This window comes from Tunturiibacter lichenicola (assembly GCF_051013355.1).
Lineage (GTDB): Bacteria > Acidobacteriota > Terriglobia > Terriglobales > Acidobacteriaceae > Edaphobacter > Edaphobacter lichenicola_F.
The window spans coordinates 4,623,600-4,639,423 of sequence record NZ_CP132944.1 but is presented as its reverse complement, the minus strand read 5'-3'; the positions used below and the strand labels follow the sequence as shown (position 1 = coordinate 4,639,423).

The window sequence follows — 15,824 nt, the reverse complement described above, 5'->3', positions numbered from 1 at the left end:
ACCAGTTGAAAACAAGAGACCCTACGCAAACAACCATCCTTTTTTCAACCAGACCTCAACGGTCATTCAAGATCTTTGCAAAGGCATCTATTTCTTAGATGCTTGGATAAATCACACTCCCACGTCGGTCTCGAAAAGGAGCTGTCCTTAGTTCTTTGCTGTTTGGTCCAACGCCGCAACAAGCAAGCCCGCCCACCGAGAAACCCGTTCCGCATACGCCCCTGTAGCCGCATCGCGACTTCCCTCGAGCACAGCGAGCTGCACCGCGAAGTTCCCTACCGTCGAGCTCTCCGCCGCACCGCGAAACACTTCTAGTCCTGTAGCCTCGTGCGTCAACCGATTTAGAAAATCATTCTGACTTGCGCCACCAACGACGAACAGTCGCTTCAACTGTTTGCCGCTATGAAACCCCACGCGATCAAGCACCTTTGCATACCGAACCGCCAAGCTATGAAAGATCAGACTCGCAAATTCAGGAGCATTCTCTGCGCTTTCGTCCAAAGCCACAAACCCCTTGCGAATCCGTTGTGCATTGATCCTCTGCGGCATACGCCCAGCCAGCAACAATTCAGGATCGTCCACCTCTAGCAGTCCCTGCGGCTTCGGCACCTTCTCTGCTGCCGCAACAAGCTCCGGCACCGTCCACGCCTGCCCATCCGCCGCCCACCTATCGACACACTGCCGTATCAACCACATTCCATTCACATTTTTGTGAAAACAAACCCTGTCCCCAACTGCGCCAAGATTGGTAAAGTTCTCCTCCGCAGCAGCCCTCCCATTTCGAGGCTGTTCCAGCACCGTCCCCACCAGAGACCACGTCCCCGAGCTGATATAAGCCCAATCATTCCCTGTCGCTGGAATCCCAGCAATCGCGGACGCAGTGTCGTGACAAGCAGGCGCAATCAACACCGTGTCGCGAAACGCCGGCAAATCTGCCAACGCCCCGCTGATTCGCCCAACCTCCGTCCCCGGAGGAACCAGTTTCGGAGCACAAGCCAGATCAAGTTGTGCAGCTCTGAAAATCTCTCGGCACCACTCCCGATCATTCAGCTCCACCATCTGCGTATGTGTCGCATTCGTTCGCTCAGCCACGCGCGCTCCGCCCCATCGGGACAGCACATACTCCGGCAGATTCAACCACTGATTTCCTTCAGGCAAGCCCTGCAGCGTATCCGCATAGAGCTGATAGAGCGTATTGATCCGCAGCAGCTGCACGCCAGTCAGCTCCCGCAACTTCTCCGGACTAATCCTTCGATGCAGCGACCGCTCAGCTTTGATCGTCCGCTCATCCCGATAACAAAACGGATCTGCGATTGCTATACCCTCGGCGTCGACTCGGACATAGTCCACTGCCCAGCCATCCACGGCAATCGAGCGAACTCCTTCGTTCGCAACCGCCGCGCACCGTCGAAGTCCATGATTGAGACCCGCTTCAATCATTCCCAGGTCCCAGCGCAAACCTCCGTTCACCTCACGCGGTGCATTCGCAAACCGATGCACCAACGTAATCGTCGGTTTTCCGGCCACCCATCGCAGCAGCGAGACCCGGCAGCTCTCCGCTCCCAGGTCCACCGCAATCGAAGCCCGCTTGTCTTGCGGAACCAGTGCCATATCTGGCGTCCGTCTCATTGCGCGCCTCTCCCCATCTGTGGTTCAACTACCGCAGATAAGCCTCAGTCAAACCACCATCCACCGGAATCAGATGTCCTGTCGTGCACCGAGCAAGAGGCCCAGCAAGGAACATGATCGCCTGCGCACAATCCTTCGGATCGATCGGCTGATGCGTCAGCGTCCGTGTTGCATAGAACTGCGCAAGCACATTCCGCAGCCCGTCATCGGTGTCTGCTTCGTCAAACGGCAGCTTGTACTTTTTGAGCGACGCGATCACTCTGTCTCTTGGAAACATCGTCGAACCCTTCACCACCGTGGCCGGACTAATCCCATTCACCCGGACCTTCGGCGACAAAGACACCGCCAACTCCCGCACCAGATGGCTCAATGCAGCCTTGCTAACGTCGTAAGCCTCGCTACCCCGTTTCGCAACAACCGCATTCGCCGAACTCGTCAGCACCACGCTCGCATCGATCCCCTGCTCAGCAAATATCTTCGCCGCCTCATCCGTCAACAAATAGTTCGCCGTAACGTTGACCTCCAGCGTCAAAGCCCACTGCGCATCGCTGATCACGCCGTCCGCAGAAGAAGGAAACAATGCAGCTGTATTGATCAAAATATCGATGCCACCAAACTGCTTGATCGTCGCATCCAGCGCGGACTTGATAGTCTTCCGATCGCGAATATCGATACTCGTCCAGCTCACCGCCTCTTTTCCGACGATCGCCTTCACCTCATCAGCAACCGCCTCCGCGCCCTTCACGTCGCGATCCGCGATAACAACATGCGCCCCGCGTTCGGCCGCCAGCAAAGCTACCTCCCGCCCAATCCCGCTACCTCCGCCGACAATCAGAGCGACCCTTCGGCTCAACTCCTTCTCGGGCGGTTGTCTGCGAATCTTCGCCTCTTCCAACTTCCAGTACTCAATCCGAAAAGCCTCACTCGGCGGCAGCGCAACATAGTTCGCATGCACAGTAAACTGATCGGCGGAAGCAGCCGGTCCGGCCTGCGGTATGTCCTTACAATCCACACCTGCACCTAACGATCCGGCACCTTGCATCACACCAATCGCATTGATATAAAACTCGCCAGTAATCCGCGACTCGGTCTTATTCTTCCCGAAGCTAAACATACCCACACCCGGCACCAACACCACCGTCGGGCTTGCATCACGGAGCGCCGGTGAATCCGGCAGCGCATGCTTCTTGTAGTACTCCGCATACTCCGAGCGGTACGTCTCCAGCGACGTCTCGATCAGCTCCTTCAACTCCGCCGGATCACCCGCCGGATCCCACTTAATAAACATCGGACGAATCTTCGTCCGGATGAAGTGGTCCGGACAGCTCGTTCCCAGGTGTGCCAGCTTCTCCGCCTGCGCCGAGTTCAAAAACTCCAGCACCGTCGGCAGATCGCTGAAGCTCCCAATCCATCGCTGCTTCCGCGACACAACCCCACGCAGATACGGCATAATCTGCAGCGCAATCGCGGCACGATCTTCGCGGCTCTTCTCCTTCACGCCGCCAAAGTGGTTATGTCCCGCAACCTCGCCATGCCGCTCAATAAACTGCCCAAGCTGATCAATAATCGTAATCGTGTTGAGGTAGCTCTCGCGTTGCGTATCTCCCCACGTAAACAATCCATGCCCACCGAGCACCACACCATCACACCCTGGCGTCTCTGCAACAATCTTCTTCAGCATCATGCCCAGCTCGAACCCAGGCCGCTGCCACGGCAACCACGCCAGCTTGTGGCCAAACTCCTTATTGAACTCCTCCATCTTGATCTTTCCGTTCGCCGAGGCCGCCAGTGCGATCCCCCAGTCCGGATGTAGATGGTCCACATGTGCAAACGGCAGAAATCCATGCAGCGGCGTATCGATCGAGGCAGCAACTGGATTGTTCCCAAACGTGCACAGCGGATACATATCCACCATCTCGTCTTCCAGCTCCACGCCGCGATAAGCCTTCTCAAGCGCCAGCAGCTTCTCCATATACAGCGTGGCAAATCCCGCACGCTTGATGCTTCCCAGGTCGCCCCCACTCCCCTTCACCCAGAGAATCTGCTTCGTCTCTCCATCCAGCGGATCGACCTGCTCCAGCTTCGAGCTCGTATTTCCCCCACCAAAGTTGGTAATCCGCAGGTCTGAACCGAGAAGATTCGATCTATACCTCAGCAGCTCCGGTGCATCGAGCTTCGCCGCTACCGCATCATCCCAACGATCTTCCAGAAACCGCAGACCACTCCGTGCTGTCATGTGTTCAACCTCAATCATCTCGGCCAAGTACGGCCCCGACCATCATTCCACACCTAACACCAATACGGCAACTATTTCCAATGTGAAAATCGCCCACAATCAATCAGCCAGAATTGATAAAACTCTGCTGAAACCGCTATCCCAGCGACTCCCGCGTCACCATCTTGTGAGCCACATAGTTATACGGTGCTACCGTCTGCCCGCGCAGCAACGAAAGCCCCAGGTGGATCAGACTAGGCCCATACGAACTCGCCTCATGGGAAACCGATCCAATCAGCGGCGACTTATCCTTTTGCATCTCCTGCATCGCCTCAGCGATGCAATCCTGGCCCACAATCGCGACATGCTTTTCACGCTTCTGCTCTCGCACTGCGTCCACCGCACCCAGTGCACTCGAGTCGGTAGCTGCAGCAATCAGAATATGTCTATCCTTCGGATGCCGTTGCAGAAAATCCGACACCAGTTTCTTACTTCGGTCTCGCATCCCTCGACCATCGATTCGAACAAACGCCTCAACCGGCAGCTCTGGATGACCCTTCCGAACTCCTTCAAACGCCCCTGTAATCCGGCTCTGCACCAACTGCCCCGCCTCCGCCAGATCAAGGCCAAGCACCCAATCTACTTTTTTCTCCCAGTTCGCCGTCGCGTACGCCGCAAGCGTCTCCCCGGCTTCAATGCCGACCCGGTAGTTATCCACTCCAAAGTAAGTCGCATGTGGATGCGGAATATCGATCGCGATGAGAGGAATCTTTGCCGCCGCGATCTTGTCTCCGATCATCGGTGCGACCTCCTGCTCCACCTGAAACTCAATCACGAGATCGACCTTGCTACTAACAAACTCCTCCGCATTCTTCAAAGCGGTCGCCGCGTCGTAACGGTTATCCAATATCAGCAGATCGACTCCCACCGCCGCGGCGGCGTCCTTCAGGCTCTCTGTCACTTCGACGGAAAACGGCATATCCGCACTCTGTCCACCAAAGCCGAACCGCATCTTCTTCGGTCGAGTCACTGGCCGATACAAGCCATCTGGCGACTGCGAAAGATATCCGCGATGCACGAACGTCTTCAATACCCGGTACACAGTCGTCTTCGAGATGCGCGTCTGCCGATGGATCGCCTCAAGCGTCATCGGCTGGTTATCCACCTGCAGCAGCTCCAGAATATCCAGCGCCTTCGACAACACCGGAATCAAATAAAGTCGTTTCGTCGTCTTACGTAACGCCATAGTCTCCCGCCGAGGAGCGAGCACTCAGCCGCTCCATTATGCGGCAAAGCCGCCGAGTTTCGTTAATGGAATTTGCGCGAACATCGTAAACAGTTGGCTAGCCGATTAAACGGCAAAAACCGGCTATGCGGAGCAGCCGGTTTCGCATTGAGAACACCCAAGATCCAGCACGTCACAGCAGATGATCGGCAAATGAGCTATTCAATCATCACGCGTAGCTCGAAACGCTACTTGCATTCCTACTCCCGCGCTCCCGAGAGATCTTCTCCACATACCCGCTCTCCGCCAGCGCCTTCAGAGGTTCCGTCGGCAGCCCACGAGCGACTCGCCACTGTTGCACCAGGGGCCTTACATCCTGCCAGAAAGCGCTCCGGAAGCACTCCTCCGCCTCCACCAAACGGCAATCCTGCTGCAACTCCGCCAGCTTCGCTCGATCGACCAGCGCAGCCTTCGCATACAGCTCTTGCGCCGTCGCGACTGTCTGCACCATCGCCTCCATCTTGCCCTTCAGGTTGTGGCTCTGGTCGATCATGAACGCAACCCCCGAACGCTCCTCCGCACTCACACTTAAAATCTCATGGAAGATCCGAAACACCTGGTACGGATCGATCGAGCCCAACGTGAGATCGTCATCGGCATACTTCCGGTCGTTGAAGTGAAATCCCCCCAGCTCCCCTACATGCAACAGCCAAGCCACAATCTGCTCAATATTGGTCCCCTGATAATGATGCCCCGTATCGACCAACACTTTAGCCTTGGGCCCACACCGCCGAGCCAACTCCAGCGCCATCCCCCAGTCTGCAATGTCCGTATGATAAAAAGCCGGCTCGAACGGCTTGTACTCCACCAGCATCCGCTGGTCCTCCCCAAGCGCTGCATGCATCGCACCCAGCACCTCTTCCATCCACCCAATCCGCTTACGAATACTCTGCGTCCCCGGATAGTTCGACCCATCCGCGATCCACAACGAAACATCCTTCGACCCCAGCGCCCGCCCAATCTCCACCGAATCCAGCAGATGCGCTAACGCATTCCCACGAATCTCCGCACTCGGGTTCGCAATCGAGCCGTACTTATACTCCGCATTCTGAAACAGATTCGGATTGATCGACCCCGACTTCACACCGTACTTCTTCTCCAGTCCCTGGATCGCCGGAACATCTGCCTTTCCTCCCGGCAGATCCCACAGCACATGCAGCGCGACCGTCGGACTCGCTCCCGTCAACGCATTCACCTGCGCTGCATCGCTGAACTTCTCCTCAATCGTCGTTGCCGCTCCAGCCTGAACGAACTTCCCGAACCGTGTCCCCGTATTGGCGAACCCCCAAGAAGGAACCTCGATTCGAAAGCCATCCAGCGCATCCCATACCCTCTGCGCATCCCGTTCGGCTGTCCCTGCACCGTTGATCCCCATCGTTCAAATCCTTTCCGCTCGTTCAGGTTTTACAAACAGAAATATACTCTCTATTGAAACACGAGCAGATTGCGCCTTTCGGTCGCCATTTGTCAAAAGATTTTTTTCGAGGCCTAAAAAACCAAAATCACATCCAGAAACCGCGGCCCATGCACACCCTTAATCCGTGTCATCTCAATATCTGCTGTCGCCGACGGCCCCGAAACAAACGTAGTCGCTAACTCCGCAGTCCTCTGCAATCGCGCCATCGCCTCCGGCACCGTCTCCACAACATCATCCACCCGCACCAGGCAAAGATGATAGTCCGGCACCAGCGTCACAGCCCGTCTCCCCTGCCCAGCGACGTTCTGCAACACCACAGTCCCCGTCTCGGCAATTGCCAGAGTCGCTCCCGTCATCACGCCGTCGAAACCATTCAACTCATCAGCAGGAAGCCCTTCGTCCACCACGAACTCGATACCACCCGGCAGCCACTCAGGGGTCAAACCCGCCGGCACCACCATTCGCTTCACGCCCCGTTCCGCCAGCATCCCCGCCACACTTCGCACCACATCCTCACCAGCAGAGCGGACCACAGTCGCGTCATAGTCCCGCAGACGATCTTCAAGCAACTCCAACATCAACTCATGCTCCCTGGTCCCACTCCTCCGATACCCTCGCGCAACTCCCTCCCACTTCGCCCGAGCCGCAACTCCATCCGCAGCACCACCATTGGCCACCCTGATCCGCCGCAGCACCTCAGTCCGAGCCGAACCCGCACTCACATCAACGCCCATTCGCGCCCCTCTTCTCCCACCAATCCCGAAATGTCTCCTTCGGCATCTCCTGTAGATCCCTCACCTGAGTCCAACCACCCAGCAACCCCGGCAGCCAACCGATCCACCCCTCGCCTCGACCATCCTTGTGCACCAGCGGCGCCTCTGCGACACGCCCCAGCCTCTGCGCCGCTCGAAACCTCCGCTCGGTTCGAAAGATCATCGCCATCGTCTTCATCGCGTTGGCTTCAACATCAAAAAATCCAGCCACACCGGCCGTATTTTGCTTCACCACCTTATTTCGCAGATGAATCAGCACCTCGGGAATATTGATCTTCACCGGACAAACTTCGTAGCAAGCCCCACACAACGACGACGCATACGGCAGGGACTGCGCATGTTGCATCTGCTGCAACTGCGGCGTCAAAATCGCGCCAATCGGCCCGGCGTATACGCTCCCATACGCATGCCCACCAGTCTGCCGATACACCGGACAAGCATTCTGGCATGCCGCACAACGAATACAGTTCAGCGTCTGCCGCCCCTCATCATCCGCCAGAATCTCCGTACGCGCATTGTCCATCAACACCACATGAAACGCACGTGGCCCATCCGCAGCATTCACCCCAGTCCAGATGGAGTTATACGGATTCATCCGCTCGCCAGTAGCCGATCGCGGCAACAACTGGAACAGCACTTCAAGATCCCGAAACCGCGGCACAACCTTGTCGATCCCGGCGACGGTAATCAGCGTCTCAGGCAGCGTCAGACACATCCTCCCATTGCCTTCGCTCTCCACCACGCAAACCCCACCAGTCTCCGCGATCAAAAAGTTCGCGCCACTCACCCCCGTCTTCACGCGCAAAAACTTCTCCCGCAAAAACATCCGCGCCGCATCCGCCAGATCCTGCGGCTTCTCCCCCAGCTCCGGCAAATTCATCTTTTTCTGGAAGATCTCCCGAATCTGCTGCCGATTCTTATGCAGCGCAGGCACCACAATATGCGAAGGCCGATCCTCGCCCAACTGAATAATCAACTCCGCCAGATCCGTCTCAAACGGATGAATCCCTGCCGCCTCCAGCGCCGAGTTCAGCTGAATCTCCTCCGTCGTCATGGACTTGATCTTGATGACCTCATCCGACCCCGAAGCCTTCACCAGCCGCACAATAATCCGTCGTGCCTCCTCAGCATCCCGAGCCCAATGCACCACGCCACCCGCGCGCGTGCAGTTCGCCTCAAACTCTTCCAGATAGAAATCCAGATGCTCCATCGTGTGCTGACGAATCTGCTTCCCCGCCTCGCGCAACTGCTGCCAGTCCGGCATCTCCGCCACCACGCGAGCGCGCTTCGTCTGAATCACATCCGTCGCATGCCGCACATTCTTCCGCAGCTGCGTATCCCCCAGCATCGCTTTCGCCGCCATCGGAAACGTAGGCGCCGTCTTAGGATCCAACCCCACCCCACTCATCGCGCTACCCGTTCATCCCCAGCCAGAATCTCCGCCAGATGCACCGTCTTCACACCAGTCCTCTGCCGATGCAGCGCCCCCTGAATATGCATCAGGCAACTGTTATCGCAAGCTGTACAAGCCTCTGCCTTCGTATTCAAAACCGCAGTCGTCTTCTCCGCGAGCATCGCGCTCGAAACCTCCGCGTTCTTCACCGCAAAGGTCCCACCAAACCCGCAACACTGCTCCAGCCCCTTCAACTCCACCAGATCGATCCCACGCACTGCCTTCAACAGCCTCATCGGCCCATCGCCCAACACCAGATTCCTCAGCCCATGACAACTCGCGTGATACGTCACCCGATGCGGATAGTAAGCCCCCACATCCTCCAGCCCCAGCCGCTTCGTCAAAAACTCCGAAAACTCAAACACCTTCGGCAGCAACTCATCCACCTGCCGCTGCAGCTCTTTATCCTTCAGAACCAACGCCATCTTCGGATAGTGATCCCTCATCATCGCCACACACGAAGACGAAGGCACCACCACCGCCTCAGCCCCCTTAAACTGATCGACGAATCGCGAAAGCAACGGCATCGCCTCCGCCTGATACCCCGTGTTGTAGTGCATCTGCCCACAGCACGTCTGCCCCGCAGGAAACTCCACCGTATGGCCCAACCGCTCCAGCACCCGCACGACGGCCTTGCCCGTCTCAGGAAACAGCGTGTCGTTGTAGCAGGTAATAAACAGCGAAACTCGCAGACCAGCCTCCGGCAAAATCGCAATTCAGAAATAAAATTCAATAGAGAGTAGATTTCCCCAACGCAACTCGCGTCAGGTACGATAGTACGCTCAATAAGAAGCACCACCATCATTCACCAGAACGAGGCTAAGTGGGACCGAATCCTTTCATCGGCGTCATCTTTCACTGGATCGGCGGCTTCGCCTCCGCCACAAACTTCATTCCCTTCCGCGCCATCAAGCGTTGGTCATGGGAGATCTACTGGCTCATCCAGGGATTCGCCGCCTGGATCGTCGCGCCCGTCGTCCTAGCCGGTCTTTTGGTCCCGAATCTGTTCGGCATCCTCCGCGCCGCCCCCGCATCGAGCATCCACTACGCCATCTTCTGGGGCATCCTCTGGGGAGCAGGCGGCCTCACCTTCGGCCTCGCCATCCGCTACCTCGGCATCGCGCTGGGATACGCCATCGCCCTCGGCCTCTGCACCGCCTTCGGCACCCTCATCCCGCCCATCTACGACGGCTCCATCCACACCATCATCCACGAGACCTCCGGCCAGATCATCCTCGCCGGCATCCTCCTCTGTCTCATCGCAGTAGCCGTCAACGGAGCCGCCGGCCTCTCAAAAGAAAAAGAAGTCACCCCCGAAGAGAAGGCCGAAGCAGGCGAAACCGACTACAACTTCGGCAAAGGCCTCGCCGTCGCCATCTTCGCCGGTATCATGAGCTCCTTCTTCGCCTTCGGTCTCAAAGCCGGAGCACCTATCGGCGCCCTCGCCAAGACCGAGCTCCTCGCCCACAACCGCCTCGACCTCTGGCAAAACCTCCCCGTCCTCATCGTCGTTCTCTGGGGAGGCTTCCTCACCAACTTCGTCTGGTCCGCCATCCTCATCATCAAAAACGGCTCCATCAAACAGTTCGCAGGCGAGCCAGGCCTCAACCCCATGCGCGCCTCTCACTCCTCAGGCATGACGCTCGTCGACTTTGACCCACTCGACCCATCCACCTACGACCACCTCGCCCCCAAAACCCTCATCTCCAACTACATCTTCGCCGCGCTTGCGGGCATCATCTGGTACTTCCAGTTCTTCTTCTACTCCATGGGCCAGACCAAGATGGGCAAGTACGACTTCTCCAGCTGGACCCTTCACATGGCCAGCATCATCATCTTCGCAACCCTATGGGGCCTCCTCCTCAAAGAGTGGCGAGGCACCAGCCGCCGCACCCAGGCCCTCGTCGCGCTAGGCTTATTCTTACTCGTCAGCTCCACCATCGTCGTAGGCTACGGCAACTACCTCAAAGCCAACGAAACCCCCACCACCATCACCACACGGTGATTATTCAGATAAGGGATATATCTTTTAAATTTTTGTCGGGGCACGCAAGATGATGAAGAAAATTCTTACAAGTGTTATCAACATAATTGCGGTCACTTACCTGATCTACAGGTCCTTCACGACGATCCTCATCCTACCGTTCACAGCAACGCTTTCGAGCGCTTCAGGTATTTATTTCCTGTCGCTATTATTACTAGCTGTCGGGATCACGATATTGAGTTTCAGACGACAAGAACGTATCGCAAGCTACCTGGCATGGATTCTTTCCCTCACAGCGCTCTGTTACTGGTGGATAATCGTTTGCCGAAGATCGACATCTATCTGGACGGATTTTCTCTGGTTAGTTGTTCCCGAGGCTGTATTTGCGTTGGCCATATCCTGTAAGTTGCTGATCAACACTCGATCAAATGCAATGAGTTCGCATTCGCCGGCGGCTTACTAAGCCTTGATCGGCGGCCCAAGAAACTCCACGCCCCAGGCCGCACCATAAGCATTCAACACCGCCTGCTCCGGACGTCCCGCAGCCATAATCTCCCCCAGCCCCACAAAGAACTTCATCGCATCCATCGCAGGGAGCATCAACACAATCTGTCGTGACGGGCTCGCACTCAAGTTCGTAAACGTGTGCGCCACCCCGCCCGGAACGCTGATCACATCTCCCACAGCCGCACGAAATCTCTTCCCATCAACCTCGTAGAGATACTCTCCCTCCATCACGCGAAACACCTCAGCCTCGCGATGACGATGCAGCGGCGGCCCAAAGCCCGGCGCATTCACCGTCTCCAACACAGTCAGCGCGCCACCCGAAGCATCATGCGGCAGTCGCACCGCAAGCTCCAACCCAATAGCCGGAATCTTCACCAGCGAAACATCGTCAGGAACCGAATGGAAGAGTTGAAATGGCATGCCAGACTCCCTCGTCATCTATTTCTCCGTATCTTCAAACGCGAACTTACCCAACGCAAAAGGTCTTGAAGTCGTTGGCTTGCTGTCCAGAGGATTCGACGGATACGGATCCGGTGTCCCCGTCGGAAATCCCCACACCTTCCCACTGCGCAGATCAACAACGACCTTCCCATAGACCTGCCCCGTCCCATCTGGATACCGGAGCATCTGCACCCCCGGCTCAATATAGAACGCATGCGCAGAGCTAGCCTGAGCCAGCGCGGGAGCCGGATCAACATACGGCCGCACCGCAATCGCAACCAGCGCAACTGCAATAACAAACAGAAGAAGCTTAGTCAGCCCATCTTGTCTCATAAGCACCCCAATCAAAGTACCGTCGATATTTCCATTTCGGCGCTAGCCTAACCCACCACCTTCAACTCCCGACAAATTAATTCTCCCTAAACTGAATCTCCTGCAGCCACAGCCGATGAGATCACCATGTTTTCCAAAAGGCCCATGTTCACAGACGGAAGGCTCTGCCCTCACTGCAATACTGAGTCCCTCCATCGCTCCCATCGTCGCGGAATCAAAGACCGGTTCTTCAATCTCCTCGCCCTGCGCCCCGTTCGCTGCATCTGCTGCTGCCAACGCTTCTACGCCCCGCGAGCCGCCTATGGCCCCCACATCCGCCCCATTACAGGCCCCAAATCATCTAAACTAGAAGGGACATGATTCCTACCCTCGAATGGCTCCCTACCGGCGTTAACTTCCTCGATCAAACCAAGCTTCCTCTCGAGGAGACCTACGTCCTCGCCACCGACTACAAGCAGGTCGCCACCGTCATCCGCGACATGATCGTCCGCGGAGCCCCCGCCATCGGCGTCTCTGCCGCCATGGGCGTCGCCATCGGCATCGACCGCAGCACCGCCACCACCCTCCCGGCCCTCACCGCCGAAGTCGCCGTCATCGCCAAGACCCTCGCCGAGACCCGCCCCACCGCCGTCAACCTCTTCTGGGGCATCGACGAGATCCGCAGCCTCTACAACGAGCTCGCCGCCAAAAACACCCTCATCCCCGAGATTAAAGCCGCAGTCGTCGCCAAGGCCCGCCGCATGTACGACGAGGACATCGCCGCCTGCAAACAGATGGGCGCACACGGCGCATCGCTCCTCCCGCTCGAAGGCACCGTCCTCACCCACTGCAACGCCGGCGCTCTCGCCACCTGCGGTTACGGCACTGCCCTCGGCGTCATCCGCGCCGCCATCGAGCACGGCCACAAGATTGACGTCTTCGCCGACGAGACCCGTCCCTTCCTCCAGGGTGCCCGCCTCACCGCATGGGAGCTCATGAAGGACAACATCCCTACCACCGTCCTCTGCGACAACATGGCCGCCGCCCTCATGCGCCAGGGCCGCATCCAGGCCGTCATCGTCGGTGCCGACCGCATCGCTGCCAACGGCGACGTCGCCAACAAGATCGGCACTTACGGCGTCTCCATCCTCGCCAAAGAGCACAATATCCCTTTCTACGTAGCCGCCCCTTGGTCCACCCTCGACCTGCAAACCGCCACCGGCGAAGGCATCCCGATCGAGCAGCGTGACGCCCGCGAGGTCACCCACTCCAACGGCAAACAGATGACCCCAAACGGCGTCGCAATCGAAAACCCCGCCTTCGACGTAACCCCCGGGAAGTACGTCACCGCCATCATCACCGAGCGCGGCGTCCTACGCGCGCCCTACAACGAATCCATCCGCGCCATGGCCCAGCAAGCCGAGCCCGAGTTCGCCACCATCTGATCCGTATCTAAAGCCGCACTTGCAATCTGGCCCCTGCGCATCGACTGCCCAACCGACCGCGCAGGGGCACTTTCACACCATAATTGCCGCGGTCAAAAATCTTCCTCTATCCTCTGCGCCTCCCGCAACCACAAGCTGGCCCCAGATCAGCAGCCCACTTATCCTGAGTGACAGACTCTCGCGTGAAACGATCCATCTTCAATCCGCGTCATCGATCCCTGATACGCGGCAACGTCCTCGTCCTCGGCAGTCTGGGCATCGCTCTCTTACTCTCCGACTTCCCCCACAACCGCGCCACCCCGCTGCTCATCCTCCCCGCCATCGCCGCCATCGCCGGCACCATCGACACAATCCGCTGCATGCAGCCTCGCTGGAGCTTCTATCACGGCGGTGTCCTCCTCTGCATCTACATGGACCTCATGGCCCTTTGCATGATCCTCTTCTTTCTCCTCTATCCCTACGCCCGTTGGATTGCCTCCTCCCAGTAGCGCAACGCGCATTAAAAATACAGCAGATCAGCCATATTCACCTCATCAACCGATTACGCGACGGTCTCAAACTCCCTGCGATATACTCGCCGCACCAGAAAGAGCATCGAACTGTTTCGCCACGACGAACCTTCTAGGAGACTGACCTCATGTTCAAAGGATTCCGCGACTTCATCCTGCGTGGCAATGTTGTTGATCTAGCCGTCGCCGTCATCATCGGTACTGCATTCGGCGCGGTTGTCACTTCGTTGACCAAAGACATCATCATGCAATTCGTCGCCGCTATCGTTCGTACACCGGACTTCTCCGGCCTCGCCGTGGGTCTCAATGGCACTCCAATTAAGTACGGCAGCTTCCTGAACACCGTCATCAACTTCCTCATCATCGCCGGCGTAATCTACTTCTTCGTTGTACTTCCGCTTAACTACCTGCTCGCCAAGGTCAAAGGCCCAGCCGCGGTAACCACCAAGCCCTGCCCCCAGTGCCTCGGCGACATCCCCCTCGCAGCCACCCGCTGCAAGTTCTGCACCCAGCCCGTCTAGTTCAATTCATCAAGACAACGAACCCGGCGAACGTTATCTTCGCCGGGTTCGTTGTCTTTAAATCCGCAGATCAAGCGCCAATACGCTTGCGTTCCAGATTAGGCAGAAACCCTGTCAACAAACCAATCGCCGGCAGATAAGCACACACCTTGTAGACATAGACAACGCTCGTCGCGTCCGCCAGCTTACCTAGCACAGCTGCTCCAATCCCGCCCATTCCAAACGCAAACCCAAAGAACAGCCCCGAGATCATCCCCACTCGCCCCGGCACCAACTCCTGCGCATAAACCAGAATCGCCGAGAAGGCAGACGCGATCACAAACCCGATCACCACGCTCAGCACTCCAGTCCAGAAGAGATTCGCATACGGCAGCATCAACGTAAACGGAAGCACCCCAAGGATCGAGCACCAGATCACGACCTTACGCCCCACCCGATCGCCAACCGGCCCTCCAATCAAAGTTCCCGCAGCAACGGCACCCAGAAAAACAAACAAGTGGATCTGTGAGCTCCGCACCGAAACATGAAACCGCTCCATCAGGTAAAACGTGTAATAAATCGTCAGGCTAGCCAGATAAAAATACTTCGAGAACACCAGCGCAACCAGCACAGCAATCGCAGAGATAATTTTCTTCCTCGGCAACGGGGCAGCATTGTCCTCATGCTTCACAGGCCGTTGCTGCAGATGTTCCAGCCGCTCCTTATACCAACCACTCACCCAGAACAGCACTGCGATTCCCACCAGCGCCGCAATGGAAAACCATCCCACTCCGCGTTCACCTCGCGGAAGAACAATGTACGCCGCCAGCAACGGACCAATCGCCGAGCCCGTGTTGCCGCCCACCTGAAAAAAAGACTGCGCCATCCCATGCTGACCGCCGGACGCCATCCGCGCCACCCGCGAAGACTCCGGATGAAACACCGCCGACCCCACACCAATCAACCCAGCAGCAATCAACAGCATCGGAAAGCTCGACGCAACCGCCACCAGAATCAGCCCCGCCAGAGTGACCGTCATCCCAAGCGGCAACGAATAAGGCAGCGGTCTGCGATCCGTATAGTTCCCGATAAACAGTTGCAGCAGCGACGCCGTAATCTGATACGTCAACGTAATCAGCCCAATCTGGCCAAAATCCAGCTTGAACGAACTCTTCAGAATCGGATAGATCGACGGCAGCAGAGACTGCACCATATCGTTCAGCAGATGGCAGAAGCTCACTGCCGTCAGCACCCGAAACAGCACACCTTCTTCCGCAACCGGCGATAAAGTCTTAGTCTTTGAGATCGTCTGGAGCGCCACGCTTCACCTTAGCCTTCAATCTCCATGGTAGTA

14 protein-coding genes are annotated in these 15,824 nt (G+C 57.3%); 4 read left to right on the top strand and 10 right to left on the bottom strand.

Going from position 1 to position 15,824, the window contains the following annotated elements; genetic code table 11:
- Window positions 1-147: 147 nt before the first annotated feature.
- From RBB82_RS19410 to RBB82_RS19380, 7 genes are all read right to left on the bottom strand, one after another.
- Window positions 148-1,629: a rhamnulokinase gene (locus RBB82_RS19410; protein WP_433972390.1), complete on the bottom strand. Its 1,482-nt coding sequence runs from the start codon at window positions 1,627-1,629 to the stop codon at window positions 148-150.
- Window positions 1,630-1,657: 28 nt separating this feature from the next.
- Window positions 1,658-3,865, bottom strand: a complete 2,208-nt coding sequence (locus tag RBB82_RS19405) for a bifunctional rhamnulose-1-phosphate aldolase/short-chain dehydrogenase (protein WP_433972389.1) — start codon at window positions 3,863-3,865, stop codon at window positions 1,658-1,660.
- Between the two features lie 136 nt (window positions 3,866-4,001).
- Window positions 4,002-5,090 carry a substrate-binding domain-containing protein gene (locus RBB82_RS19400; protein WP_433972388.1) on the bottom strand — a complete coding sequence of 363 codons (1,089 nt, stop codon included), beginning with the start codon at window positions 5,088-5,090 and terminating at the stop codon, window positions 4,002-4,004.
- A gap of 208 nt (window positions 5,091-5,298) precedes the next feature.
- Entirely contained in the window at window positions 5,299-6,504 is a 1,206-nt protein-coding gene (locus tag RBB82_RS19395; protein WP_433972387.1) for a TIM barrel protein, read from the bottom strand.
- A gap of 113 nt (window positions 6,505-6,617) precedes the next feature.
- The gene (locus RBB82_RS19390; RefSeq protein WP_433972386.1) at window positions 6,618-7,280 is read right to left on the bottom strand and encodes a LutC/YkgG family protein; all 663 of its coding nucleotides are present in this window, start codon (window positions 7,278-7,280) and stop codon (window positions 6,618-6,620) included.
- Window positions 7,270-8,718 (bottom strand): LutB/LldF family L-lactate oxidation iron-sulfur protein, encoded by a 1,449-nt coding sequence (locus RBB82_RS19385; protein ID WP_433975419.1) that lies wholly within the window; start codon window positions 8,716-8,718, stop codon window positions 7,270-7,272. Before RBB82_RS19385 ends, RBB82_RS19390 begins: the two co-directional genes overlap by 11 nt.
- Window positions 8,719-8,723: 5 nt before the next feature.
- On the bottom strand, window positions 8,724-9,464 hold the full coding sequence (locus RBB82_RS19380) for a (Fe-S)-binding protein (protein ID WP_433975418.1): 741 nt from the start codon (window positions 9,462-9,464) through the stop codon (window positions 8,724-8,726).
- 131 nt (window positions 9,465-9,595) lie between these two features.
- On the opposite strand from RBB82_RS19380, the gene RBB82_RS19375 reads away from it, so the two are divergent.
- Window positions 9,596-10,777, top strand: coding sequence for an L-rhamnose/proton symporter RhaT (locus tag RBB82_RS19375; RefSeq protein ID WP_433972385.1), 1,182 nt, complete (start codon window positions 9,596-9,598; stop codon window positions 10,775-10,777).
- A gap of 438 nt (window positions 10,778-11,215) precedes the next feature.
- On the opposite strand, the gene RBB82_RS19370 is transcribed toward RBB82_RS19375, so the two are convergent.
- Entirely contained in the window at window positions 11,216-11,701 is a 486-nt protein-coding gene (locus RBB82_RS19370; protein WP_433972384.1) for a cupin domain-containing protein, read from the bottom strand.
- Window positions 11,702-12,037, bottom strand: a complete 336-nt coding sequence (locus RBB82_RS19365; RefSeq protein WP_433972383.1) for a hypothetical protein — start codon at window positions 12,035-12,037, stop codon at window positions 11,702-11,704.
- A gap of 356 nt (window positions 12,038-12,393) precedes the next feature.
- On the opposite strand from RBB82_RS19365, the gene mtnA reads away from it, so the two are divergent.
- The 3 genes from mtnA (at window position 12,394) to mscL (ending at window position 14,491) form a co-directional block, all read left to right on the top strand.
- Window positions 12,394-13,461 carry an S-methyl-5-thioribose-1-phosphate isomerase gene (gene mtnA, locus RBB82_RS19360; RefSeq protein ID WP_433972382.1) on the top strand — a complete coding sequence of 356 codons (1,068 nt, stop codon included), beginning with the start codon at window positions 12,394-12,396 and terminating at the stop codon, window positions 13,459-13,461.
- Window positions 13,462-13,643: 182 nt separating this feature from the next.
- Window positions 13,644-13,949 carry a permease gene (locus RBB82_RS19355; RefSeq protein WP_433972381.1) on the top strand — a complete coding sequence of 102 codons (306 nt, stop codon included), beginning with the start codon at window positions 13,644-13,646 and terminating at the stop codon, window positions 13,947-13,949.
- Between the two features lie 149 nt (window positions 13,950-14,098).
- A complete protein-coding gene (gene mscL / locus RBB82_RS19350; protein ID WP_433972380.1) occupies window positions 14,099-14,491 on the top strand; it encodes a large conductance mechanosensitive channel protein MscL in 393 nt (130 codons plus the stop codon).
- Window positions 14,492-14,561: 70 nt separating this feature from the next.
- Here mscL and RBB82_RS19345 read toward each other — a convergent pair whose 3' ends face one another.
- Window positions 14,562-15,791 (bottom strand): MFS transporter, encoded by a 1,230-nt coding sequence (locus RBB82_RS19345; protein ID WP_433972379.1) that lies wholly within the window; start codon window positions 15,789-15,791, stop codon window positions 14,562-14,564.
- Window positions 15,792-15,824 lie beyond the last annotated feature (33 nt).

Excerpts from the sequence above, each read along its gene's own strand:
- mscL (WP_433972380.1), top strand. The coding sequence starts at position 14,099 with ATGTTCAAAGGATTCCGCGACTTCATCCTGCGTGGCAATGTTGTTGAT.
- RBB82_RS19370 (WP_433972384.1), bottom strand. The coding sequence starts at position 11,701 with ATGACGAGGGAGTCTGGCATGCCATTTCAACTCTTCCATTCGGTTCCT.
- RBB82_RS19365 (WP_433972383.1), bottom strand. The coding sequence starts at position 12,037 with ATGAGACAAGATGGGCTGACTAAGCTTCTTCTGTTTGTTATTGCAGTT.
- RBB82_RS19400 (WP_433972388.1), bottom strand. The coding sequence starts at position 5,090 with ATGGCGTTACGTAAGACGACGAAACGACTTTATTTGATTCCGGTGTTG.
- RBB82_RS19390 (WP_433972386.1), bottom strand. The coding sequence starts at position 7,280 with ATGGGCGTTGATGTGAGTGCGGGTTCGGCTCGGACTGAGGTGCTGCGG.
- RBB82_RS19395 (WP_433972387.1), bottom strand. The coding sequence starts at position 6,504 with ATGGGGATCAACGGTGCAGGGACAGCCGAACGGGATGCGCAGAGGGTA.
- RBB82_RS19410 (WP_433972390.1), bottom strand. The coding sequence starts at position 1,629 with ATGAGACGGACGCCAGATATGGCACTGGTTCCGCAAGACAAGCGGGCT.
- RBB82_RS19405 (WP_433972389.1), bottom strand. The coding sequence starts at position 3,865 with ATGACAGCACGGAGTGGTCTGCGGTTTCTGGAAGATCGTTGGGATGAT.
- mtnA (WP_433972382.1), top strand. The coding sequence starts at position 12,394 with ATGATTCCTACCCTCGAATGGCTCCCTACCGGCGTTAACTTCCTCGAT.